The following is a 23,386-nucleotide window of genomic DNA, read 5'->3' on the forward strand; positions in this document are numbered from 1 at the left end:
TATAACAAAATAGCGTGTAACTTATTTATTTTTAAGCTTTAAAGTTTAAGATAACAAAAAACCGAAGCTCGTGAAAACTTCGGTCTGTATTTTATCTAATTTAATTCGATTGGATTGCTGTTGCGCTTGATTTCCTCCTTCATTCTTTCTTGTCTTCTTTTTCTCATCTCAGCAGAATTTTGATTTCCACCGCCACGACTCATCGGCGGACTTGGTGCACCAATTCTTATACTTCCACCGCCGCCGCCAGTGTTTTGTGAACTCATGAAAGCTTCAGGATCTTTTCTGAATTTTTCCTGCTGCTTGGCGTAGTCTGTACGCTTTACTTTCATTGTATTTCCAAACTGATTCATTGCCGGGAAATCTGCAATTTTGTAGTTCTTCATCAGGTCGAAAGAATATTCTCCTTTATCATCTTCTGCTTTTACCACCAAACCGGGAAGTCCTGAAAATTTGTACGGTCCGTCCTGATAAGGTAGGTCAGTTGTAAACCATGCCGTCCATTTTCTGCCTGCAAATTCTGTTTCAGCTTTCTGTACTTTGTAATCACCAATTTTTGTGGTTTCAGAAAACATTTTCCAGTTGACAGGTCTGTCTTCTTCGTATGAATACAAATCCCTTCCGATTCTGTTTTTAAACGTCGTTTTTTGAGATTTTTTGTCTTTTTCTATGGTGTAATCGATGTTTGATCTTAAACCTTCCATCTGTTCACGGTTAAAGTTTCGTGCACCTCCACTCTGAAACATGGCTTGCATGACAGAATCTCTCTTGATTCTGTTCTCGGAATAGAACTGAGATTTCTCTGCTGAAATATCGAGGTAGGCATTTTCTGTTTTTACGTCATTCTTGTTTTCAGCATCAGATTTCATGGTGACCTGATATACAAAACGGTTCACTTGTGCATTGATACTGAATGCCATAAAGCACGTCGCTAAGAAGAAAATTTTTTTCATTCTGTTTAATTTTAAGGTTGGATATTAATCTTCTGGCAAAGTTAAACTTATCAATGATAAAAATAGTTAAAAATAAAAACACTGATTTTTATTTACTGATTATTAGTCGTAAATTTGCAGACTAAATTCATTCTAAATAGAAACAATGATAAAAGTAAGCGATCAGGCAAAGGTGAAAGCGGTTCAGCTGATGACAGAAGACGGCTTCAATCCTACTGAAGATTATATAAGAGTTGGAGTGAAGAGCGGTGGTTGTTCAGGTTTAGAGTATGTGCTGGGTTTCGACAATAAAAAAGAAGAAGGTGACCAGATTTTTGAAGATAACGGGATCAAAATCGTTGTTGAGAAAAAAGCAATACTTTATCTGGCAGGAACTGTTTTGGAATACTCCGGAGGGTTGAACGGAAAAGGATTTATATTTAATAATCCTAATGCATCCAGAACCTGTGGTTGTGGAGAGAGTTTTTCACTTTAATTAAGATTGAGGTTTAAAATTTAAAATTGAGATGATGCTCAATTGTAGATAAATCAGACATGAAAGTTTGATTTTAAATAAAAAGCGAAAGCTTTAAAAAAGACAGAGACTTTATCATTGGTAATTGATTTTTAAAGTTTCTACATTTAATACAGATAAAATTAATTCAGAAATTCAGAATTTTGGGTTTTGGATTTTGAATACTGATTATGAGTAAATATACTGAAGACGACTTAAGAGTCGATTTAGAAAATAAAAAATACGAATTCGGCTGGGAAACCAAGATCGATTACGAAGATTTCCCGACAGGCTTAAACGAAGACATCGTCCGTGCTATTTCTGCTAAAAAAGAAGAACCGGAATGGATGACAGAATGGCGTTTGGAGTCTTTCAGAATCTGGTTGAAAATGACTGAGCCTGAATGGGCAAACATCAAATATCAAAAACCGGATTTTCAGGCGATAAAATATTACGCTGCACCTAAAGCTAAACCGGAACTGGCAAGCTTAGACGAAGTGGATCCTGAATTATTGGCAACTTTTGCCAAATTAGGAATCAACATTGAAGAACAGAAGAGGCTTTCAAATGTTGCCGTTGATATTGTTATCGATTCGATTTCTGTAAAAACAACTTTTCAGGACACTTTAGCAGAAAAAGGAATTATTTTCTGTTCAATTTCCGAAGCGATTAAGCATCATCCGGACTTAGTGAAGAAATATCTTGGAAAAGTAGTTCCAAGAGGAGATAACTTTTATGCAGCATTAAATTCCGCAGTATTTTCTGACGGAAGTTTCTGTTATATTCCAAAAGGAGTAAGATGCCCGATGGAATTATCAACTTATTTCCGAATCAATCAGTCTGGGACAGGTCAGTTCGAAAGAACACTTGTAATTGCAGATGAAGGAAGTTATGTTTCTTATCTTGAAGGCTGTACAGCTCCGTCAAGAGATGAAAATCAGCTTCACGCAGCGGTTGTTGAATTGATTGCTCTGGATAATGCTGAAATTAAATATTCAACGGTTCAGAACTGGTACCCGGGAAATGAAGAAGGAAAAGGTGGAGTTTTCAATTTTGTAACCAAAAGAGGATTGTGCGAAACAAAAGCAAAAATCTCATGGACACAGGTTGAAACTGGTTCTGCGGTAACCTGGAAATATCCTTCATGTATTTTGAAAGGTGATGGTTCGATCGGTGAGTTTTACTCTATCGCAGTAACCAATAATCATCAGTATGCCGATACCGGTACAAAGATGATCCACATCGGTAGAAATACAAAATCAACGATTATCTCTAAAGGAATTTCTGCAGGAAAATCTCAAAATTCATACAGAGGATTGGTCAAAGTAATGCCTTCCGCAAAAGGAGCGAGAAACTTCTCACAGTGTGACTCATTATTGATGGGTAACGAATGTGGAGCGCACACTTTCCCTTACATTGAAATTAAAGATCCTTCGGCGCAGCTGGAGCACGAAGCTACGACTTCAAAAATCGGTGAAGATCAGATTTTCTACTGTAACCAGAGAGGAATCGACACAGAAAGAGCAATTGCTTTGATCGTGAATGGTTTCAGTAAAGAGGTTTTAAACAAATTACCAATGGAGTTTGCCATCGAAGCTCAGAAATTATTGGAGATTTCTTTGGAAGGTTCTGTAGGGTAATTGGTTTTATCGCAAAGTAAAACAAAGATTTTTTTAAAGGCAAACCGCTGATTTTAAAGATATACTAAGCCGCTAACGCTTAGGAAAGAAATACAAAATGAAATTAATTTTCAACTTGTATCTTTGCGAAAAACAAATAAATGACAGAAAATGAAATTTCAAAGATTGTATTTGAAAGTGGATTAAAAATTCATAGAAAATTAGGTGTAGGTTTATTTGAAACCATTTATGAAGATTGCCTATTTTATGAATTAGAACAACAAGGATTAGTAGTCGAAAGACAAAATTTCTGAATATCCAATATGAAGAGCTGATTCTGGAAAGAGCTTTTAAAATGGATTTGCTGATTGAAAATAAAGTAGTTTTAGAAATAAAATCAGTCGAAAGCTTAAATAATTATCATGCTTTACAGTTAAAAAATTATTTAAGACTAGGAAATTTTAAATTAGGCATGCTTTTAAATTTTAACTCTCAACTTTTTAAAAACGGAGTCAAAAGAATAGCAAATAATCTTGATCAAATTTAAACATTAAAATAGAAATAGTATTTCCTCGCTAAGCGTTAGCGCCTTCGTTTATCTTAAAGATAACACAGGAGACAAAATAAAAATCTTTGTCTAACCTTGCGATAAATTAAAAATATATGTTAAACATTAAAAACTTACATGCCAGAATTGAAGATGGCGCACAAATATTAAAAGGTATCAATCTTGAAATCAAGCCGGGCGAAGTTCATGCGATCATGGGACCCAACGGTGCCGGAAAATCTACGCTTTCTTCTGTAATCGCAGGAAAAGAGGATTACGAAGTAACGGAAGGAGAAATCATTTTTCAAGGTGAAAACATTATTGAAGATGCTCCTGAAGAAAGAGCGCACAAAGGAATTTTCCTTTCTTTTCAATATCCGGTAGAAATTCCGGGAGTTTCTGTGACGAATTTCATTAAAGCTGCTTTAAACGAAAACAGAAAAGCCAACGGATTTGAAGATATGCCTGCAAAAGAAATGCTTGCTATGATTCGCGAAAAATCTGAAAAGCTTGGAATTAAAAAAGATTTCCTTTCAAGATCATTAAACGAAGGATTTTCGGGAGGTGAGAAGAAAAGAAACGAAATTTTCCAGATGATGATGCTGAATCCTAAACTGGCGATTCTTGATGAAACCGATTCTGGATTGGATATTGATGCTTTGAGAATCGTTGCAGACGGTGTAAACCAGTTTAAAAACGAAGGAAATGCAGTGCTTTTAATTACGCATTACCAGAGATTGCTGAATTATATTGAGCCTGATTATGTACACGTTTTAGCGAACGGAAAAATCATTAAAACTGGTGATAAATCTTTAGCTTTAGAATTGGAAAGCAAGGGATACGACTGGTTGCTTAACTAATAAAATATTTTTGGTTAAGTTTTTTATCAATCCTTAGTCAAAAATGCAGTGAAAAACTGCGGTATTGATACAAATTAAATTTATAATAAAGGTGTGATGGCCGAAATATCAGTAATGGCTTTATACGATCAAACAATAGAAAATCACAGTGAATTTTTGGAGAGTCTGCGTCACAGATTTTTAGATGACGACAGAAAAACGGCGCTTCAAAAATTTGCAGTCAAAGGTTTTCCTACCAAGAAAGACGAAGAATACAAGTATACCAACATCAAAGAAATCACGGAGAAAGATTACAATTTTTTCCCGAAAGAAAGTCACAACATTACCAAAGAACAGCTTGATGAGCTGCATTTGGGAGAAGAAAATTTTGACTGGATTGTATTTGTAAACGGTCAGCTTCGCAAAGAGCTTTCGAACATTTCTATCGAAAATGCAGAATTTCTGTCTTTCAATTACGCTTTGAATGATGAGAATCACAAAGATGTTTTCGATAAATATTTTAATACAATTGCTGCAAAAGATTTAGCTTTTACAAACTTAAATCAGGCATACTGCAAATACGGATTCTTTTTAAAAGTTCCGAAAAATGTGATCATCGAAAAACCGATTCACGTTTTTTATCTTTCCCAGAATCAGGAAGAAAACACATTCTACAACACTAGAAATTTACTGATTGTAGAAGAAGGTGCAAAAGTTGAAATCATTGAAAGTCACCATAATTTTGACGAAAGTTTTGTGTTTACCAATTCGGTAACTGAAATTTTCACTTATCAGAATGCAAAAGCCGACTGGCACAAAATTCAGAACGACAGCGATACTTCTTATCTGGTAGATCATACTTTTGCAAAGCAGGAAAGAGACAGCTTAACGACGGTAAATACGTTTACATTCGGAGGAAAGATCATCAGAAACAATCTTGATTTTATTCATAACGGAGAAAATATCAACTCTTTCATGAACGGAATCACCATTATCGGGAAAGATCAGTTGGTAGATCACCACACGGCAGTTCACCACAATACTCCAAACTGTCAGAGTTACCAGAATTACAAAGGCATTTTCAAAGATAAATCTCATGGAGTTTTCAACGGAAAGGTATTTGTAAATAAAATTGCCCAGAAAACCAACGCTTATCAGCAAAATAACAACGTTTTACTGAGCGAAGGCGCAACAATCGACACTAAGCCTCAGCTGGAGATTTTCGCAGACGATGTGAAGTGCTCTCACGGTTGTACGGTTGGTCAGTTGAATAAAGATGCTTTGTTTTATTTAAGAGCAAGAGGAATTTCTAAAAAAGAAGCACAGGCATTATTGCTTTACGCTTTTGCCAATGACGCAATGCAGAATATCGACATTGAACCGTTAAAAGTAAAAATCGAGCAGCTTTTAGCTGAGAAACTTGAAGTTACGATGGAATTTTAATTCAAATAAATCTTATATAAAAAACAGGCAGTCTCTTTTGAGACTGCCTGTTTTTATTTGATGCAATTTATTTCTTCAGCCAAAACTGGCTGTCTTTCCTGTCAGATCTTTTTACACCATTATCAATATTGTATGCAACGCCGACCCCTAAAGTCTGTTTCAGCTGGGTTTTTCTGATCTGGTTATGGTCATACATCAAATCCAGAGTTACAATTGATGAGATAAATCTGTTGATTTTCATATTCAGAAGCATGTTATAGGATAAAACCATGTGATCAGGATTTTCAAGATAATTTGAGAAGATAGAACCAGTGTTGGTCATTTCGATATTCTCCATCAGTTTTACTTTATAGATTGCGGATCCCAGAAAACCCATCTGCATCAGGAAAAAATCACCATCTGATTTTAAACCGTATGTTCCGGCAACCTGCAGTTCTTTATCAAGTACAAAAGTGAATCTGCCGTTGACAGGTCGCATTGTAACAGTAAGGTTTTCATTGGGTCTGTAGGTGATCCCGAGCCCGGCATTCACATATCCTGGCGCCATAAAATTTGAAATCTTTTTTGCTTCAGGATTATTTCCGTCTTCAAAACCGCCTGAAAACTGTGAGAGAACACTCGCTCCTGTAGACACATACCAGCTTTTGGAAAACTGAAGACCGTAGTTGGTGGAAATATTAAGGACATCCTGCGTTTTTCTTGTTCCGATACCTTTGGTGGTGTTTTGTCCGTAATTCATAATGATGATATTCTCCCAAAGGTTACGGCCGTTTTCATAAACGAGATTGTAATTGGCACTTGCAAGCCATCCTACATTGTTGGCACCACCGCCCACCCAGTTGGAGAATGCGGCCTGATTAAACATCAAACTGTTTTTAGCAGTTATGGACCAGTGTCTCGGTTTTTTAATGGTATCTACTGCCGTGGAATCGCTTATAATTACCTGGGCATTCATCATCAATCCTGTGTACATCAAAAATAGCAGAAAAAACTTCCTCATAATTCTTACTTATAATTTGTTCGGTGCAAAAATAAGAATATATAAATTGACCGGTTTATCAGACCTTTATGAAAAACTTTGGAGATAAATTTAAATTTTTCAAAATCAGTAATTCATAACCCTAAACATTTTGATAATTAATAACTTTCTGTCTGAATAATATTTAAAAACATAAAATAAAAGCCAAAATTTCCGAAATTTATGTGTGGCTTTCGTTTTGTGAGCTAAGAGGTATGATTAATAATGTAATTTCAAAAAAGGCTTTGCTTTACCCGCTTTTGATGCTGGCTGCGATGTGGTTTGGATATCTGCTGCAGATGAATGGCTTTTTTGACAGCTGCTTCGGCGCAATTATTCCTCTGCTGCCGGAAGGTCTTTTAGGAATTATCACGGCGCCGCTTCTTCACGGAAATATAGATCATATTGTAAGCAATTCCATTCCGATTGGAATTCTGATGTTTCTTCTTTATCAGTTTTACCCTGAAGTCGCCAATAAAGTATTTGTAATCGGGTGGATCTTAGCTGGTTTTTTAGTCTGGATACTTCCTCCAATTGATATTCTTACTGGCGAATATACCTACACCTGTACCATCGGTGCGAGTGGGGTAGTGTATGTTCTGGCGTTCTTCCTCTTCTTCAGCGGTGTTTTCAGATGGAATATGAAATTACTGACAATTTCACTTCTGGTTGTCCTGTATTATGGTAGTCTGATCTGGGGAATGTTTCCTGAAGAAATGTTCAGCGAAATGCTTGAGCCCAGCAAAATCTCATGGCAGGCACATTCTGCAGGTGCCATTGTAGGAAGTGTTTTGGCATACTCATTTAAAAAATTAGGTGAAAAAAAGAAAAAGTATATTTGGGAATTTCCAAATTATTACAGCGAAAAAGATGACAAACTGTGGCAGGAATATAAAGAAAATCATCCGGACGACTTTCTGGAACTTCCGTATCAAAAAAGAGAAGATATCTGGGATTATCTGGAAGATTTAAGAAAAAATAAATCTTAATTGATTAAATTTGATGAAAATAAAACACAAATGTACACAGAAGAGCAACTGTATTCTATTGCGCTGCGGGAGTGCAATTTTATAGGAGATATCAACTTTCTGAAACTGGTTCGCCGCTTCGGAACTGCAGAGAATGTCTGGAAATTTTCAAAAAAAGAACTCAGCAAAACAGACGGGATAGGCCTGAAAACAGTTTCGGATATCGGAAATGCTGAACATCTGAAATTTGCTGAAAAAGAAATTTCGTTTTGCGAAAAAAATTCAGTTAAAATAAATCTCAGACATCAGAATGAACTTCCGTTTTTACTGAAAGAATGCGATGATGCTCCCGCAATCCTTTACCAGAAAGGAAATTTTGACACGAAACTAAATACCGTAAGTCTTGTCGGAACGAGAAATATTACTTCATACGGCAAAAAATTCATAGAAGACTTTTTCGAAGAAACAAAATCACATCAATACATTTCTGTAAGTGGGCTGGCATTGGGTGTTGATAAAGAAGTTCACGAGCAGTCTCTGAATCATCAGATTCCCACCATTGGTGTTTTGGCTCATGGTTTTCATACTTTTTATCCGTCAAAAAACAGAAAACTTTCAGATAAAATACTTGAACAGGATGGTGGTTTGCTTACTGAGTTTAATTCTTCAAGAAAACCGGACCGGGAAAATTTCATTCAGAGAAACAGAATCATTGCCGGAATTTCTCCAGCCACAATCGTTGTGGAAACAGCTTTTGGCGGTGGTTCTATCAGTACGGCAACGTTTGCAAATACTTACAACAGAGATGTTTTTGCACTTCCCGGAAGAATTTCAGACAGATACAGCCAGGGTTGCAATCATCTCATATTTCAGAATAAGGCAACGGCAATTTCAACAATCAAAGATTTGCTGGATCTCATCGGTTTTAATGATTCCAGAGAAATAATCGGAGAGCTTTTTCCGCACAGTACAGTCACAATTCAATTATCTGAAAATCAGGAACTAATATACAGAAGTATCAGAGAGAATCCGCATGTTACATTAGACGATCTGGCAGAAAAAATATCATTCCCATCACATAAATTATTGCCTGTAATACTGGAACTCGAGCTTTTGGGAAAAGTAAAATCATTTTCAGGGAGACAATTTTTGGCAATATAAGAATTAATGATTTCGTAATATTTCATTATTTTACATATAACATTTAATTTTTAATAAAATTCAGATTGTTATTATTAATTTAATAATATTAGTATTCGTTATTGTTGAATTATCAGCAAATATCAAATAAGCTATTGTGAATCTTGAAAAAAAAATTAAATTTGTTGACATAATATTCAACCTTACCTAATATGGAACAATATAATATTGACCAGAAAATTCAGGAGTTTATTGCTAAGATAGAAGCAAAAAACCCGAATGAACCGGAATTTTTACAGGCAGTAAAAGAAGTTGCAATTACAGTAATTCCTTTTATCCTTACCAGAAAAGAATATACAGGCATGAAGCTTCTTGAGAGAATGGCTGAAGCCGAGAGAATTATTATTTTCAGAGTTCCATGGGTTGATGACAAAGGTGAAATTCAGGTGAACAGAGGTTTCAGAATCCAGATGAACTCTGCAATCGGACCATACAAAGGAGGAATCCGTTTTCATCCAACTGTTAACCTTTCTGTACTTAAATTCTTAGCATTCGAGCAGGTATTTAAAAACTCTTTGACAACTCTTCCAATGGGAGGTGGTAAAGGAGGTTCAGACTTTGATCCGCAAGGTAAAACTGATATGGAAGTGATGCGTTTCTGCCAGGCTTTCATGACGGAATTGTGCAAGCACATTGGTCCTGAAACTGACGTTCCTGCGGGAGACATCGGCGTTGGAGCAAGAGAAATTGGATATTTATTCGGTCAGTACAAAAAAGTGAGAAACGAATTTACAGGTGTTCTTACCGGTAAAGGTCTTGCTTACGGTGGTTCACTGATCCGTCCTGAAGCTACAGGATACGGTGTTGTTTACTTTGCTGAGCAGATGCTGAAGACTATCGGACAGACATTTAAAGATAAAATTGTAACGGTTTCAGGTTTCGGAAACGTGGCGTGGGGCGTTATTAAAAAAGTACATGAACTGGGCGGTAAAGTGGTAACGCTTTCCGGACCTGATGGTTATGTGTACGATAAAGACGGTATCGATGGTGAAAAAATCGATTTCCTTCTTGAATTAAGAGCTTCTGGAAACAACAGAGCTGAAGATTACGCAAAACAATATCCTTCGGCTGTTTTCCACGCAGGAAAACGTCCTTGGGAAGTGAAGTGTGATGTAGCAATTCCTTCTGCAACTCAGAATGAGCTTGATTTTGAGGATGCTAAACTTTTGGTTGAAAACGGTTGTCTTTGTGTAACTGAAGCTGCTAACATGCCTTCAACACTGGAAGCTATCAACTATTTCCTTGAGAATAAAGTATTATTCTCTCCAGGGAAAGCTTCAAACGCAGGTGGTGTAGCTACTTCAGGTTTGGAAATGACTCAGAATTCAATCAGACTCAACTGGACTTCAGAAGAAGTTGATGCAAGACTGAAAGAAATTATGATCGGAATTCACAAAGCTTGTAGAGACTACGGTAAAGAAGAAGACGGATATGTAAACTATGTGAAAGGTGCAAACATCGCCGGCTTCGTAAAAGTAGCTGAAGCAATGTTGGCTCAGGGTGTAGTATAGAAATATAAAGGTTGGGAAGTTTTCCCGGCCTTTTTTCATAAAGCCTGTCCCGGGATTATAAATGGGAAAAAGTAATAGTGAAAGTGAAAGCATTGAATGTCCAGTTCAATGCTTTTTTTGTGATACAAAACTGTCTTATTTTGTCTTTTTTACAGGTGTGGTCGGACTGGTGGTGTTAACAGTTCCTGAGCCCGGCATAGGCTTATTAACACCCGTATTTACATTTCCGCTTGTATTGAGACTGCCTGTAGTTCCGATGTTGACCGTACCAGGCGATGAAATTTTATTATCGACAGTACCTGTACTCAAAGGAAGAGTTCCGTTTGGGTTGGGAGAATTGATGGTTCCGTTATTCATGGTGCCCATATTGTTATTCACAGTTCCCTGCAGATTATTCCCGGTGCCTAATTGATTATTATCCAACGCTCTCACATCTGAGTTAAGGTTTCCTCGGGGAATAGTCATACCCTTCTGAGTTGTTGATGGAGTTGTAACAGTGCTTGAACCTGTATTTGTTTTCTGAGGTGTTGTCTGTGCAGATACAGCAAATATACCTCCCATAGCAAAAGCTGCTAAAATTAATTTTTTCATAATATAATATTTTGGTGATAATCAATACTATACAAATAGCGTACAACTCTGTGATCATTAATCAAATTAATAATTTTTTTAATTTTTTAATGATTTAGAATTTCATATTTTTTATTTTTAATAAAAACTTTGCAATGAAAAATACATTTACAAATTTTGAAGAATATTTTCTTCTTTTCCCCAAAGATGTTCAGACTAAGCTTGAAGCTTTAAGAAAAACCGTTCACGCCCAGACTCCAGAACTGGAGGAATACATCGGCTATAAGATGCCGGCGTTCAGGTATAACAAAAAGCCTTTGGTTTACTTTGCTGCGTACAAAAATCACATTGGTTTTTACCCTGCCTCAGAAGGAATGAAAAATTTTGAAAAGGATTTTATCGTAAGAAAATTTAAATTCTCCAAAGGAGCAGTACAGTTTCCTTTAAATGAAGATCTGCCTTTGGATCTGGTTGAAAGAATGGTGAAATATAAAATTGCAGAAATTGAAGATAAAAAATCCTGAAATATTACATTTCAGGACTCCATTTACATATATAAAAACTACTTCTATGTGCAAACCAATTTGCATTGATTTAATTCTGAAACGCAGGGACAGAAATAAAATTATATTTTCTTTTTTATTTTAACTCAATTTAAAAGATTTTAAAACCTTTTAAGATTAAAATTATTTATTCAGTTTTTTCATCATACTTTCCACAAACTCAAATGCAGCCGGGCAATCATCGCGTTTTTAATCATCAGATCAATGGGATGATAGCTTTTCGAATGTCTTTATAAGTAGAAATTCATCACTCAACTTTATTTGTTCAAAGTCAGATTGCAGACGTTTAAAGATCGATATTAATTCTTGCGGCATTTCCTGAAACTGAAAGCATTTTGTCTGTTGAGTTCATCAATTTCTGAGTTCAGTAAACTGTCAATTTTGAAAAGTTTTAAATTTTTATTGTATTCGTAGCTTGCATTTTTTTCATCAGCATAATCTTTTTTAAAATCATATTCAGGAAACGAAATAGTGACAGGGTGGTTTTGCTCAACTACAAATATGTAATTTTTGTGAATGCTATGTAAACCAAGTATCTGACTTTTTTGCATGGTTCTGAAATTTTTAATTCTTTCATTTTTTAGTTCTGAAAATAAATTAATATATAAGTTGATTATGTCATTTGATTTGAGTGGTGTCGGATAATAAACCGCCACATCAACAACTTTTTGAATATAGGAACTATCTTCCTTTTTGAATAAAATATATTTTTCTTCAATTTCACTACTGTCACAGTCCAAATTTGATTTTCTACTTCCATGATTCATTTTGATGTAAATGATATAATTTTTATCAATCGTGTCAAAATCTTTTTCAGTTTCCAAAACAAATGAATGGCGATCAACTTCTTTTGTCTGAATTTTCAAATGGGGAACAGTTGCAGTTGTTTTTGTTTTACAGCTAAAAATAAATGTTAAAATCAACAGAAAAATAAGTAATGTTCTCATGGGTATTTTTGTAATAACTCTCGAAAAATCGCTTTAGTATTTACTTACCCAAATTCGTCATCATCTTTTCTACAAACTCAAATGCTGCCGGGCAAATCACGGTGTTTTTGATCATCAAATCATTGATCTGATAAATCTTTTTCCTGTCTGTATGAGGATATTCTCTGCATGCTTTTGGACGGACATCATAAATCGAACAGGTGTTATCTTCATTCAGAAAATAGCATGGAAGATTCTGTAAAACCTTGTCGTTCTCTTCATCTACTCTCAGAAATTTGGCTTCAAAATCAGCCTGTTTCATGCGGAGGTGTTTTGAAATTCTTTCAATATCCTTTTCGGTGTAAAGAGGACCAGTGGTTTTACAGCAATTGGCGCATTGAAGGCAGTCTACTTTTTCAAAAACTTCCTCATGTATTTCCTGAACGGCATAATCTAAGTTTTTGGGCGGTTTCTTTTTTAAACCATCCAGAAACTTTTTATGTTCTTTCTGTTTCTGTAAAGCCTGGGTTTTATAAAAGTCTAAATTCAATTTTTTAATTTTAAAATGCTGAAAAGCAGAGTGCAAAGATAAAACATTGTTTTTATGAAACTGTCATGAATTAAAAATGTAGAAGCATAAGGTTTTTAAGCGTTTGCAGGTCTCGTTTTTAAAATTTAAAAATCACTATATGAAACTTATCAATCATAAAATCTACTTTACGATTAAGAATTAAACTAAATTTGACAGACGATTTTTAGTTTAAATTTAATTTAAATCAAATGAAAAAATTAGAATCAAGAGAAGACATCGAACTGCTAGTCAATTCGTTTTATGATAAAGTTGTGAAGGATGAAACGATTGGTTTTTTCTTTAATGATATTGTGAATGTTGATTTTAAAAAGCATCTGCCTAAAATGTATTCTTTCTGGCAAACGATTTTATTCGGACAGATGAGTTACAAAAGAAATCCGATGGCGGTACATTTTCCGATCAACCGATTGGAAGCCATGGAAAAACATCATTTCGAGCAGTGGTTAAAACTATGGAAGCAAACCATCGAAGAAAATTTCGACGGAGAAAATGCTGATATAGCGATTACAAAATCGGAGAATATTGCTAGACTTATGGCTTATAAAATGGAAATGGACAGAAAACTTTAACTTAATTTTGCCTTAACCTTAACCTTAACCTTAACCTGAATTATGGCACAATCACCGTAAAAATATAAGCTGCTAAATTAACCAGCAACACAGTTCCATACAGCACATTCGTTTTCCCTCTGCTCAACGACAACATCACGATAAACACGGATAGAGTAAGTAAAATAATATCTTTCTTATCCAAACCTAAAACAAGTGGAATATCGTACATAATGCTTACCGCAGAAATCGCAGGAATACTTAAACCGATACTCGCCAAAGCCGATCCCAAGGCTAAATTTAAACTCGACTGTATCTGATTATTTCTTGCTGCACGAATTGCGGCAAGTCCTTCAGGAAGCAACACGACCGCTGCAATAATAACACCTACCAATGACTTCGGAGCGCCCATGCTCTGTACCATATCTTCAATGGTTCCCGAAAGTCCTTTGGCTAATAAAACAACGATCACAAGACAGATGACCAAAAAGATAAAACTGTTAATTGCCTGAGCCTTACTAGGAATATAATACTCTTCTGCATTACCATCCGCCGGGACAAAATAACTTCTGTGTCTTACCGTCTGAACCATCAGGAAAACCCCGTAAATAACCAGACACGCAATAGAAACAAATACCAGCTGCGCATTATTATAATAAGGTCCGTTAACGCTTGAGGTAAAATTCGGGAGTACCAGTGTGATCACAAGAATTGAGACAATACTCACAAGATAAGTTGTTGCTGAAGTGCGGGCAAAAAACTGTTCGAAATATTTCACACCTCCCACCAATACACAGATACCGATAATACCGTTCAGAATAATCATCACCGCTGCAAAAACAGTGTCACGGGCGAGGGTAATGGCCTGTTCGCCACCAGCTACCATTAGAGAAACAATCAGTGCGACCTCAATAATTGTGATACAGAGTGCGAGAATGATCGTTCCGTAAGGTTCGCCGACCTTGTGTGCTACAACTTCAGCATGGTGAACTGCAGACAGTACGCTTCCGGTTAAAAGAATTCCGGCAATAACGTCAGATATAACTCCGGTTCCCATAAATCCCAGAAAGTAATAAATTACCGCCAGCACAGGGAAAATGTAGGTGTAGTGTAAAAATTCTTTTAGCTTCATAACAGTCTCTAAAATACAAAAAATCTATTGAAAGGGCAATATTAAAAGAAAACATTAATCAAATTTTAATGTTGCCAAAACATAAAGTCCTGAAAGTCTGTAAGCATGTGAAAGAGCAGACCAACAGCAACAATTCTGATATTTCCTTTAAAAAAAAGCATCAAAAAATACACCGCAATCGCAGGGTAGGAGTGAAGAATGTGAAAACCGACACTCATTCTGTTGGGATCAAAAATTGGGTTGGCCAGTAGATGATCGAGATCTACAAGCATGGTGGCCAGCATGATAACATAAGCCTTTTTCCAGTGAGGTTGGAAGAAAAGATACGCGATGGCAGCAGGAAAAATTAGATGTAAAAAATAATGCGTAAAAGTTCTGATTAGAGCGAGATCATCGGCATTCATCGGATATAATTTAAGTTTTATCTCAGGATTAATGGGAGATTGCCAGACTTAAACTGAAACCGTACCAAAGTTTGCTTTTTATCATTCCAGTACAGTACAGATTCCAGCTCACGTACCTTTTTTGTGATTTTGGGAGATAAGCTTTTAAATGATGAAAGCAGTAAAGGGTTGTTTTTAATTAAAATAAAATTCGCATCAGAACTGTTTTTGATTTTTGGATGGTTTACAGTGTTAATTAAAATTCCGTTCTCATCTCTCGAAATTTTGTTGGGCAGAAAAGGAATCGCTGTAAACTGCTTTTGCGGACTGATGAATTTTTTCTGTTCAAAATAATTCCATACTTCATCGGAATTTTTGGTTTTAATCTGAATAAGATACTCTGGCTGAACGATCTTCTGATAGCTGACTTTTTCAACTTCATTGAAATTATCATCGTAATCATAGCTGATGATGGTGTCTGTAATTTGTTTTAAATCAGCATTCATTTCAACCGAATTGATTTCAGGATGAGAAAAAATTTCAGTTTTAAAAATTCCTGAAATGGTTCGAATATTTTTCTGGTCAAGCTGAGCAATCATAAAATCGGTGTTCGCCGAATTTTGTGTAAGTATTGTTTCTGCCTTTTTTAAATCCGAAAAATTGGATATTTCAGCGCTGTCATCATTCAAATGAATAGCGTATTTCGCGATATTTTTTCCATTAATAATTCCTAAACTTCCAATTCCATCAGTCATAAAATCATCCGCATTCCATAGAATTTTGTTTGATTTTAAAGAGGTTTCAATGGTTTCAAATGATCTCTGAGATGTTCCGGCGATGCAGATTTCTCCGTTGATCTTCAGGAAAATATTTCCGTTGGTATAAAGACTGTTGTCTTTTGTCTGAAAATTTTGGTCTTTTAAAAAAGATTTAAATTCTTTCCCGTTTTTAATTTCTAAAACCGTGTACCAGTTTGAAAAACTTTCATTTTTAAGATGGAAAAGCTGCACAAAATCCGGAATTTTAATTCCGGCATCTTTCCATGAAATCCCGTCTTTTTTATCACCTTCTTTCAACCAGACTGAGGGATGCAGAACTGTTTCAGAAAGATATTTTCTTGTGAAATTTTTTACATCAATCAAAACCACAGCATCTGCACCGTCTGGAATGTATTTCAGTTCTTTGTTTTTATGATAAAGAATGAAATACACCGCCAAAAGTACGATAACAGACACCAGAAAAAGAAGCCGTCTTTTCATTTACAAGGGCTGATTTTTTTTCTCAGACTCAGATATTTTATAGATTTCATCTACCAGATTAAAGAAATACATCAGACTGTTTTCAGCAGACGTTTTAATTTTATAGTCAATCTCAGTCTGTATGCTGTTGCCTTTCACTTCACTTTTGTAATTGAATTCTCCGGCATTTTTCTTCATTAAATTCAGCAATTTTATTTCAGATGAATCCTTGAATTCCTGATTGAGACCGATGAGTAATTTCTGAAGGTCAAATCTTCCTGAAACTGCATATTTTTCAGAATCTTTCATCCATTTTTTTGAAATTTCTGTCTGAGATTTCGGGTTGATGTTTTCTTTTGCCGTCGTCAGATAAACAATACCGTCTTTTACAGTAAAATACAGCTGATCAACCGGTCCCTGATTTTTTCCTTCTTTGAATCTGTAGAAATCACCTTCTTTAATGAATTTTTCTTTTGTTTCTTTGTTTGAAACAAGCATGTCGAAAATTCTGCTCCAGTATTTTTCGTTTTCCGTTGCAAATGCAAACGTGAAATCCGGAACCATTACATCTTTGGTTTTCGTGACTTCCTTTTCGTTATAATCGTCGTCGTACTCAAAATCTGTATATTCTACTTTTTTTGATTTCAACTCATTCAGAACAAAAATACCGTTTCCGGAAGCGATTTTAGAGATGGCTTCTTCGTCCAGAACGATTTTCACCGTTTCCATCATCAGCTGAATTTCTTTTTGATATTTTCCGTCACCAGTGTTTTCAAATAAAGTGTAGATGAGGTCAAAATATTTGTAGCCGTTGAGGTTCATCGCATAATATCCAATGCTTTTATCATTGATGAGAGCAGTGAGTTTTTTGTTCTTTTTACCTTTGTACACAGCGGCAAAACTGTTGTTGATGTTGCTGTCTTTGTGTTGGTAATTGTTGATGAGCCTCACCTTATCGTCGTCGAAATAAAGATTATATGACGAATTGGAATTGTACATTTTTCCTACAAGATTTTCAATATCAAACTCTCTGTAAAAGCTTCTGTAAGATTTTAATCCGAAAATTTTGCCATAATCTGTATGAATAAATACGTCAGAATTGCTGTCTCTGAAACTCAATACATCTTTTGCAACTTCAAGTTCAAGATTTGAACTGAAATATTTGTCGAAATCAGCCTCTGCAAATTTCTTCACCATTTTGAAAGTCTCGATATTAATCGAATCCATTTCCTTCATGAAGAGTGAGTCGGCAACGGCTTCTGCTTCATAATCATAGTCATCCATTTCTTCTGTCTGGTCTTCCTCTTCACCAGATTTCCGTGGTCCTACAGGCGGCGGAGGCGGAATTTCCTCCTCGTAGCTGCCTTCTTTATAGGTGGTGTCTCTGATGGCTTCCATCGTTTTTTCTTCAGGATATTTCTTGTGCTTTTCAAGATATTTTATGTCTTTCTGAAGTTTCACAATTTCAGCATTGTTGTCTTTGATATTTTGTTTGATGTAGGAAATTTCATCTTTTAGGTTCTGAATTTCCTCTTTGTAATCAAACGGTTTTTCTGCTTCTATTTCGTAATCTGCATCCACCGCCACACTGTCTACGGCTGCTGCCGCGCTGTCTACCACTGCCATTGTACTGTCTGCATACACATCATAATCGTATGGTTTGCTGTAGTTCATCATTTTGAGAACGGCTTTTTTGTCGTTCCACGCTACAAAAATATTGTCGTCGATGTCTACAAATTCGTAATTGCTTTTTTTGGTGACTTCCTGACCTTTTTTCTTCACAGAATTAATGAATTCGGTAAATTTTGAAGTGTTGTCTAAAGTAAAGTAAGTGGTGTAAGCGTAAATGGAATCATTTGCCGAAGCGTAGTGATACTGTGTTGCGTCGTATTTTATTCCGGTTTTGGAAAAGTCATTCCACGAAGCGGTTTTCTTGTCATTATCCTTTGAAAGTTCCTTGAAAAACGGATTTACTTTCTCCCAGTTTATTTTTTTATTAAGCTGCTTCCCGTTGATTTCCATGTAGAAAAGTGCGTCTTTTGGCAACTTCGGGCTCTGCTGTGCCCCGAGATATGCAAACGCGAAGAGCAGGAAAAAGATCTTCTGTGTTTTTATTAAATATGTTTTCATGAAGTTTTTGGTTTATTGAAATTGAATATTGTTGTGGAACTGTTTTTTCTGAAGGATGAAATCTAAAATATTTCCGTCAAGCTTTAACGCTTTTTTGTTGGGCGAAAGCTGGTAAAGACTGTTGCTTTGGGATTTAATGGTGTTTTCAAACTGCATTACAGAAACGTATTTTGCCGTAGCAAAAACTTCTTTGTCTGCCGCACTGAGCTTGTTGTAATCTTCTTTGAAAGTATTAATTTTATTTCGCGTAAATGTTTTGTTCTGAATATTCTGGCTGTACATATTCGTAGGAATCATTTTTCCGATGATATTCTTAGCCTTTAAATTTTCCAGTCCGGTGTTGATGTTTTCAATTTTCTTGAAACTGCAGCTGAGTTTAATGATGTAATTGTCAAAATCCATCGATGTTTTCACATTAGAAATTCCGGGAGTGGTTTTAAAAATCTGAGCCGCCTGACTGATTTTAGATTCAATTTCAGATCTTTTGGGAACTTTTTTGCCGTTCACGGTTTCCATTTTAGACAGGGAAGCAATTCTTGTTTTGCTTTTGCTGGCATTTAAAATCAAAGTATAATCGCCGCTTCCGTCGGCCTTGATGTTGACTTTGTCTAAGATATCAAAGCAACTTGTAAGAAGCAGCAGTGGCATCAGGAACAAAAAGTATTTTAATTTCATATAAAAAATCCGTGTTGATGTCTAAATTTTTCCTTTTAAATAATCCTGCCTCAGGTTTTCATCCAATTTCTCAATCGCGTAACGAAGGCTAGTTCGGGGCATTTTTCTGTAGTGAGAATTCAGGAACTGGATTAATTCAGTTTCATTTTTATTTCCCATTTCACGCAAAAGCCATCCATTTGCCTTGTGCATCAGGTCGTGGCTGTGAAATAGGTTTCTCAAAACCAGTTTTTTTGTAAGCTCAAAATTACCTTTTTTTACGTAATGCATGGTGCCTACAACTGCAATTCTTTTGTGCCACATATCTTCGGACTCAGAGAGGTTGATCAGAAGGTCATCTTTTTGATTTTCAAAAGCATAGCGGCCTAATATTTTGTAGCAGCTCGTGTCTGCCAAATCCCAGTTGTTGATTCCTTTAAGATTATTCAGGTAAAACTGAACGATTTGGTCTTTTACAGAATTATCCTTTGTTTTTTCAAATTTTAAAATCAGCATGAAAAGTGCTGTCAATCGGTGCTCGTGATATTTCGAGGTAAGAAGTTCTGCGATTTCATCTAAAGAAATCTTGGTGTAAAACTCTTTCGCTACCGCCCGCTGGTCTGGAACTTTTACGCCCAGAAACAGATCGCCTTCGCCGTATTCACCTTTCCCGATTTTGAAAAATTTAGGAAGAAAAGCTGCTTTCTCAGGAATGGCAAGTTCTGCAAGGGCGGTTTTCAGTTCTTTAAGCATGAGAAATTAATTCTGATTTTCTGCCATCGCAGTAGATTCAAGACTTTTTTCTTCGTCAGCAATCTTTTTCGGGTTGGCGACTTTGGCAATTGTAAGTCCCTGAACGATAATTGAAAACACAACCACAAAATAAGTAATACTTAAAATCGTGTTGTGGTATTCTCCTTTCGGAATAGACATTGCAAGTGCGATGGAAACACCGCCACGAATTCCACCCCAAAACAGAACTTTTATCGTCTGCGGACTGAATCTTGTTCTGAAAGACATGAATTTCGTGGGTCCCCAAATCGAAACAAATCTCGCAACCAATACAACTACAATAGCGATCAAACCAGGAATGACAAAATGATTTAAATCCTTAATCATCAACAGTTCAAACCCGATAAACAGGAATAGAACAGCATTCAGAATCTCATCAATCAGTTCCCAGAATTTAATTAAATAATCCTGAGTGACAGATTTCATTTTAAATTTAACATTGAAATTACCCATAAATAGTCCCGCCGCAACCATAGTCAACGGTCCTGAAACATGCATCTGACGTGCAACAAGATAACCACCCATCACCACTGCAAGTGTTACCAAAACTGAAATAATGTAATCATCCACTTCACGCATCAGTCTTGAAGTTACCCATCCTAAAACAACTCCTAAAAGAAGACCTCCGCCTGCTTCATGAAGGAGTAAAATTCCTATATTTTCTATACCCAAATCAACTTCTTTTCCTATAGCCAGCTGCAATACAACGGTGAAAACCACGACCGCCATACCGTCATTGAAAAGTGACTCGCCGGCAATTTTTGTCTCCAGAGCTTTTGAGACATTGGCCTGCTTCAAAACACTTAAAACTGCCACAGGGTCGGTTGGAGAGATCAAAGCTCCGAAAACCAGACAATAGATAAACGGTATTTTCAAACCTACCAAAGGCAAGAGGTAAAACATTCCAAAACCGACAATGAAGGTCGATATGATAACGCCGGCTGTGGAAAATATCAGCACCGGCCGGAACTGTTCCTTTAAATCATTGATGTTAATGTGAATTCCTCCCGCAAAAAGAAGGAAATTTAACATCGCTCCCATCAGGACTTCTGTAAAGTCGATGCTGTTCATCAGATCATTTAAATGACTGAATGTTTTTGGAAGAAAATTTTCACCAAATAATACCAGAATGATAGAAACCACAATGGCAATAACCATAATTCCGATGGTGCTCGGAAGTTTTAAAAACCTGTAATTGATGTAGGCGAATATAGATGCTAAAACGATAAGTGCTGAAAATGAATAGTATAATTCCATTAAAAAATTTTAAGATTAAAAGCCTGTGTAAAGTACTTTTATATAGAGTTTCTGATCTCCTTTTGACCAAACATCGTACATCGCGCCATTGGCGGCCTGAGAACCGCGCGAGTAATCCTGCCCGATCTGAAGCATGTTGAGGAGAATGTATTCGTCACCCACAGAGTTAACAACGTAAGCTGTTTTTTCAGATTTTCCGTCGCCCGAACTTTTAATAGCATCGGTTAAGCTTCGGAGCTGATTCATGTGGTGCGAAAAATTGGTGATGTCCTGCTTCATCTCATAGCCACGAAGCAGAATTAATAAGACATCAAGATTGGTCGGGTCTTTCCCGTAAATTTCCTTTCCAAGCGTGATAGATTTGTCAACATCTTTATCTCTGAAAGCATTGGCAAGATTCTTAAATTCATCGCTTGAAGTGGAAATGATGTTCTGATAATTTCTTCCGTAATACAGATGCTGAGCCTCCAGACTGTCTAAAGATTTTGGAAGACCTTTGTATTTGAAAATCAGTTTGTCGTAGTGGAAATCTGACTTTTTATTCTGAAGATTTTTCTTAATATCTTTGAGGTCGATGGTTGCTTTCTGAGCAGAAAACAACCCAAAACCAAGCATCAGAAAAAGGATGAAATATTTTTTCATCTGAATATATTTTTAGTTGTTTTCTTCATCATTATCAAAATATTCAAAAAGAAAATCGTTGTACGGGAATCTCGAAATGTGAATTTTCATCACCTCATCGTAAATCATTCTTTTCATTTCAGGGAAATTTTCCTTCGTCAAAGCCGAAATGAAAACGGTAGGATATTTAGATCTTGCCATCCATGTTTTCTTCCATTCTTCCAGAGAAATATTTTTCTTTGATGAAGGAGTAAGATCGTCTTCATCTTTCTTCTCATAGCTGAAATCGTCAATTTTATTGAAAACCATGACCATCGGTTTCTGATGCGCATTAATTTCCATTAAAATCTGGTTGACAGACTCGATGTGATCTTCGAAACTTTCGTGAGAAATATCCACAACGTGAATCAGGAGATCAGCTTCACGTACCTCATCCAAAGTAGATTTGAAAGATTCTACAAGCTGAGTAGGTAATTTTCTGATGAATCCAACCGTATCCGTTAAAAGGAAAGGCAAATTTCCAATCACCACTTTTCTCACGGTCGTATCTAGCGTTGCAAACAGTTTATTTTCGGCAAAAACATCAGACTTGGAAATGGCATTCATCAGGGTAGATTTCCCAACGTTGGTGTAACCTACAAGAGCAGCACGAACTACTTTTCCACGGTTGTTCCGCTGGGTCGCCATCTGTTTGTCGATGATTTTCAGTTTATCTTTCAGCAAACTGATTCTGTCGCGGATGATCCTTCTGTCGGTTTCAATTTCTGTTTCACCGGGACCACGCATCCCGATTCCCCCTTTCTGTTTGTCAAGGTGAGACCACATTTTGCTCAAGCGGGGAAGTAAATACTGATATTGCGCCAATTCAACCTGGGTTCTTGCATACGAAGTCTGTGCTCTTTGTGCAAAAATATCAAGGATCAGATTGGTTCGGTCGAGGATCTTGACTTCAATTTCTTTTTCAAGATTTTTCAGCTGTGACGGCGAAAGTTCATCATCAAAAATGATAGTACCAATCCCGTTTTCTTTTACGTATTCTTTTATTTCCTGAGCTTTACCGCTTCCTACAAAGGTTTTGGAGTCAGGCTGAGTTAAATTTTGTGTAAAACGTCTGTCCACTTCAGCACCAGCAGTATGAGCCAAAAATTCCAGCTCGTCCATATATTCCTGCAGCTTTTCTGCATCCTGATTTTGGGTAACAACGCCGACCAAAATGGCCTTTTCGTAATTATGTTGTTTCTTTTCTAGCATTAAATTCTGTATAATTTATAAGATTTACAAGATAACATTTTTTATCTTCAGATGCAAAAAAGAGTCCGTAAAATAGCTTTGCATTTTGCTAAGAGGAGTTTTTCATATGAGAACGACGTCTAAATTTTCATCAAAATC

Annotated in this window: 23 protein-coding genes and 1 pseudogene; 10 read left to right on the forward strand and 14 right to left on the reverse strand. The window is 36.2% G+C overall.

The genetic code is table 11. The features are described from left to right. Nucleotides 1-95: 95 nt before the first annotated feature. Nucleotides 96-953, reverse strand: a complete 858-nt coding sequence (locus ASG21_RS17425; protein ID WP_056083597.1) for a GLPGLI family protein — start codon at nt 951-953, stop codon at nt 96-98. A 145-nt stretch (nt 954-1,098) separates the two neighbouring features. Between ASG21_RS17425 and ASG21_RS17430 the strand changes: the two genes are divergently transcribed. The 5 genes and pseudogenes from ASG21_RS17430 to sufD all read left to right on the forward strand — a co-directional run bounded on the left by ASG21_RS17430 (nt 1,099) and on the right by sufD (nt 5,894). After that, nucleotides 1,099-1,428, forward strand: coding sequence for an iron-sulfur cluster assembly accessory protein (locus ASG21_RS17430; RefSeq protein ID WP_056083599.1), 330 nt, complete (start codon nt 1,099-1,101; stop codon nt 1,426-1,428). A 209-nt stretch (nt 1,429-1,637) separates the two neighbouring features. Then, nucleotides 1,638-3,086, forward strand: a complete 1,449-nt coding sequence (gene sufB, locus ASG21_RS17435) for a Fe-S cluster assembly protein SufB (RefSeq protein WP_056083602.1) — start codon at nt 1,638-1,640, stop codon at nt 3,084-3,086. Nucleotides 3,087-3,226: 140 nt separating this feature from the next. Then, nucleotides 3,227-3,612 (forward strand): annotated as a pseudogene (locus tag ASG21_RS17440) (GxxExxY protein). 116 nt (nt 3,613-3,728) lie between these two features. After that, the gene (sufC, locus tag ASG21_RS17445; protein WP_056083605.1) at nt 3,729-4,472 is read left to right on the forward strand and encodes a Fe-S cluster assembly ATPase SufC; all 744 of its coding nucleotides are present in this window, start codon (nt 3,729-3,731) and stop codon (nt 4,470-4,472) included. A 114-nt stretch (nt 4,473-4,586) separates the two neighbouring features. Continuing rightward, nucleotides 4,587-5,894: a Fe-S cluster assembly protein SufD gene (sufD, locus tag ASG21_RS17450; protein ID WP_056083813.1), complete on the forward strand. Its 1,308-nt coding sequence runs from the start codon at nt 4,587-4,589 to the stop codon at nt 5,892-5,894. A gap of 67 nt (nt 5,895-5,961) precedes the next feature. On the opposite strand, the gene ASG21_RS17455 is transcribed toward sufD, so the two are convergent. Continuing rightward, nucleotides 5,962-6,894 carry a DUF3078 domain-containing protein gene (locus ASG21_RS17455; RefSeq protein WP_056083607.1) on the reverse strand — a complete coding sequence of 311 codons (933 nt, stop codon included), beginning with the start codon at nt 6,892-6,894 and terminating at the stop codon, nt 5,962-5,964. 233 nt (nt 6,895-7,127) lie between these two features. Between ASG21_RS17455 and ASG21_RS17460 the strand changes: the two genes are divergently transcribed. The 3 genes from ASG21_RS17460 to gdhA all read left to right on the forward strand — a co-directional run bounded on the left by ASG21_RS17460 (nt 7,128) and on the right by gdhA (nt 10,591). Next, complete coding sequence (locus tag ASG21_RS17460) at nt 7,128-7,901, forward strand: rhomboid family intramembrane serine protease (RefSeq protein WP_056083609.1); 774 nt, start codon at nt 7,128-7,130, stop codon at nt 7,899-7,901. A 30-nt stretch (nt 7,902-7,931) separates the two neighbouring features. Next, complete coding sequence (gene dprA / locus ASG21_RS17465) at nt 7,932-9,041, forward strand: DNA-processing protein DprA (protein WP_056083816.1); 1,110 nt, start codon at nt 7,932-7,934, stop codon at nt 9,039-9,041. A gap of 191 nt (nt 9,042-9,232) precedes the next feature. Then, entirely contained in the window at nt 9,233-10,591 is a 1,359-nt protein-coding gene (gdhA, locus tag ASG21_RS17470; protein ID WP_056083612.1) for an NADP-specific glutamate dehydrogenase, read from the forward strand. 135 nt (nt 10,592-10,726) lie between these two features. Here gdhA and ASG21_RS17475 read toward each other — a convergent pair whose 3' ends face one another. Next, nucleotides 10,727-11,182 (reverse strand): hypothetical protein, encoded by a 456-nt coding sequence (locus tag ASG21_RS17475; RefSeq protein ID WP_056083615.1) that lies wholly within the window; start codon nt 11,180-11,182, stop codon nt 10,727-10,729. Nucleotides 11,183-11,316: 134 nt separating this feature from the next. Here ASG21_RS17475 and ASG21_RS17480 point away from each other — a divergent pair, with 134 nt between their 5' ends. Next, the gene (locus ASG21_RS17480) at nt 11,317-11,685 is read left to right on the forward strand and encodes a DUF1801 domain-containing protein (protein WP_056083617.1); all 369 of its coding nucleotides are present in this window, start codon (nt 11,317-11,319) and stop codon (nt 11,683-11,685) included. A 338-nt stretch (nt 11,686-12,023) separates the two neighbouring features. Here the strand turns inward: ASG21_RS17480 and ASG21_RS17485 are convergent, their stop codons facing one another. Together ASG21_RS17485 and ASG21_RS17490 are read right to left on the reverse strand one after the other, a co-directional pair. Continuing rightward, entirely contained in the window at nt 12,024-12,671 is a 648-nt protein-coding gene (locus ASG21_RS17485; RefSeq protein WP_056083619.1) for a hypothetical protein, read from the reverse strand. 40 nt (nt 12,672-12,711) lie between these two features. Further along, the gene (locus ASG21_RS17490; RefSeq protein WP_056083819.1) at nt 12,712-13,200 is read right to left on the reverse strand and encodes a YkgJ family cysteine cluster protein; all 489 of its coding nucleotides are present in this window, start codon (nt 13,198-13,200) and stop codon (nt 12,712-12,714) included. A 230-nt stretch (nt 13,201-13,430) separates the two neighbouring features. On the opposite strand from ASG21_RS17490, the gene ASG21_RS17495 reads away from it, so the two are divergent. Continuing rightward, complete coding sequence (locus ASG21_RS17495; protein ID WP_056083623.1) at nt 13,431-13,811, forward strand: group III truncated hemoglobin; 381 nt, start codon at nt 13,431-13,433, stop codon at nt 13,809-13,811. 40 nt (nt 13,812-13,851) lie between these two features. Here the strand turns inward: ASG21_RS17495 and ASG21_RS17500 are convergent, their stop codons facing one another. From ASG21_RS17500 to hflX, 9 genes are all read right to left on the reverse strand, one after another. Continuing rightward, nucleotides 13,852-14,922 carry an ionic transporter y4hA gene (locus ASG21_RS17500; protein ID WP_056083626.1) on the reverse strand — a complete coding sequence of 357 codons (1,071 nt, stop codon included), beginning with the start codon at nt 14,920-14,922 and terminating at the stop codon, nt 13,852-13,854. A gap of 65 nt (nt 14,923-14,987) precedes the next feature. Beyond that, complete coding sequence (locus ASG21_RS17505; protein WP_056083629.1) at nt 14,988-15,326, reverse strand: DUF6122 family protein; 339 nt, start codon at nt 15,324-15,326, stop codon at nt 14,988-14,990. Between the two features lie 17 nt (nt 15,327-15,343). Next, nucleotides 15,344-16,564 (reverse strand): hypothetical protein, encoded by a 1,221-nt coding sequence (locus ASG21_RS17510; protein WP_056083632.1) that lies wholly within the window; start codon nt 16,562-16,564, stop codon nt 15,344-15,346. Further along, nucleotides 16,565-18,673, reverse strand: coding sequence for a hypothetical protein (locus ASG21_RS17515; RefSeq protein ID WP_056083635.1), 2,109 nt, complete (start codon nt 18,671-18,673; stop codon nt 16,565-16,567). A 12-nt stretch (nt 18,674-18,685) separates the two neighbouring features. Further along, nucleotides 18,686-19,321 (reverse strand): hypothetical protein, encoded by a 636-nt coding sequence (locus tag ASG21_RS17520; RefSeq protein WP_241773525.1) that lies wholly within the window; start codon nt 19,319-19,321, stop codon nt 18,686-18,688. Nucleotides 19,322-19,369: 48 nt separating this feature from the next. Beyond that, the gene (locus tag ASG21_RS17525) at nt 19,370-20,080 is read right to left on the reverse strand and encodes a DNA alkylation repair protein (RefSeq protein ID WP_056083640.1); all 711 of its coding nucleotides are present in this window, start codon (nt 20,078-20,080) and stop codon (nt 19,370-19,372) included. A gap of 6 nt (nt 20,081-20,086) precedes the next feature. Next, the gene (locus tag ASG21_RS17530; protein ID WP_056083643.1) at nt 20,087-21,376 is read right to left on the reverse strand and encodes a sodium:proton antiporter; all 1,290 of its coding nucleotides are present in this window, start codon (nt 21,374-21,376) and stop codon (nt 20,087-20,089) included. 15 nt (nt 21,377-21,391) lie between these two features. Beyond that, nucleotides 21,392-22,018, reverse strand: a complete 627-nt coding sequence (locus ASG21_RS17535) for a DUF4919 domain-containing protein (protein ID WP_056083646.1) — start codon at nt 22,016-22,018, stop codon at nt 21,392-21,394. 12 nt (nt 22,019-22,030) lie between these two features. Further along, nucleotides 22,031-23,248: a GTPase HflX gene (hflX, locus tag ASG21_RS17540; protein ID WP_056083649.1), complete on the reverse strand. Its 1,218-nt coding sequence runs from the start codon at nt 23,246-23,248 to the stop codon at nt 22,031-22,033. Nucleotides 23,249-23,386 lie beyond the last annotated feature (138 nt).

The sequence above is a fragment of the Chryseobacterium sp. Leaf394 genome, assembly GCF_001424105.1.
GTDB lineage: Bacteria > Bacteroidota > Bacteroidia > Flavobacteriales > Weeksellaceae > Chryseobacterium.

Coding starts and splice junctions, on each gene's coding strand:
- ASG21_RS17425 (WP_056083597.1), bottom strand. CDS start 953: ATGAAAAAAATTTTCTTCTTAGCGACGTGCTTTATGGCATTCAGTATC.
- ASG21_RS17430 (WP_056083599.1), top strand. CDS start 1,099: ATGATAAAAGTAAGCGATCAGGCAAAGGTGAAAGCGGTTCAGCTGATG.
- sufB (WP_056083602.1), top strand. CDS start 1,638: ATGAGTAAATATACTGAAGACGACTTAAGAGTCGATTTAGAAAATAAA.
- sufC (WP_056083605.1), top strand. CDS start 3,729: ATGTTAAACATTAAAAACTTACATGCCAGAATTGAAGATGGCGCACAA.
- sufD (WP_056083813.1), top strand. CDS start 4,587: ATGGCTTTATACGATCAAACAATAGAAAATCACAGTGAATTTTTGGAG.
- ASG21_RS17455 (WP_056083607.1), bottom strand. CDS start 6,894: ATGAGGAAGTTTTTTCTGCTATTTTTGATGTACACAGGATTGATGATG.
- ASG21_RS17460 (WP_056083609.1), top strand. CDS start 7,128: ATGATTAATAATGTAATTTCAAAAAAGGCTTTGCTTTACCCGCTTTTG.
- dprA (WP_056083816.1), top strand. CDS start 7,932: ATGTACACAGAAGAGCAACTGTATTCTATTGCGCTGCGGGAGTGCAAT.
- gdhA (WP_056083612.1), top strand. CDS start 9,233: ATGGAACAATATAATATTGACCAGAAAATTCAGGAGTTTATTGCTAAG.
- ASG21_RS17475 (WP_056083615.1), bottom strand. CDS start 11,182: ATGAAAAAATTAATTTTAGCAGCTTTTGCTATGGGAGGTATATTTGCT.
- ASG21_RS17480 (WP_056083617.1), top strand. CDS start 11,317: ATGAAAAATACATTTACAAATTTTGAAGAATATTTTCTTCTTTTCCCC.
- ASG21_RS17485 (WP_056083619.1), bottom strand. CDS start 12,671: ATGAGAACATTACTTATTTTTCTGTTGATTTTAACATTTATTTTTAGC.
- ASG21_RS17495 (WP_056083623.1), top strand. CDS start 13,431: ATGAAAAAATTAGAATCAAGAGAAGACATCGAACTGCTAGTCAATTCG.
- ASG21_RS17500 (WP_056083626.1), bottom strand. CDS start 14,922: ATGAAGCTAAAAGAATTTTTACACTACACCTACATTTTCCCTGTGCTG.
- ASG21_RS17505 (WP_056083629.1), bottom strand. CDS start 15,326: ATGAATGCCGATGATCTCGCTCTAATCAGAACTTTTACGCATTATTTT.
- ASG21_RS17510 (WP_056083632.1), bottom strand. CDS start 16,564: ATGAAAAGACGGCTTCTTTTTCTGGTGTCTGTTATCGTACTTTTGGCG.
- ASG21_RS17515 (WP_056083635.1), bottom strand. CDS start 18,673: ATGAAAACATATTTAATAAAAACACAGAAGATCTTTTTCCTGCTCTTC.
- ASG21_RS17520 (WP_241773525.1), bottom strand. CDS start 19,321: ATGCCACTGCTGCTTCTTACAAGTTGCTTTGATATCTTAGACAAAGTC.
- ASG21_RS17525 (WP_056083640.1), bottom strand. CDS start 20,080: ATGCTTAAAGAACTGAAAACCGCCCTTGCAGAACTTGCCATTCCTGAG.
- ASG21_RS17530 (WP_056083643.1), bottom strand. CDS start 21,376: ATGGAATTATACTATTCATTTTCAGCACTTATCGTTTTAGCATCTATA.
- ASG21_RS17535 (WP_056083646.1), bottom strand. CDS start 22,018: ATGAAAAAATATTTCATCCTTTTTCTGATGCTTGGTTTTGGGTTGTTT.
- hflX (WP_056083649.1), bottom strand. CDS start 23,248: ATGCTAGAAAAGAAACAACATAATTACGAAAAGGCCATTTTGGTCGGC.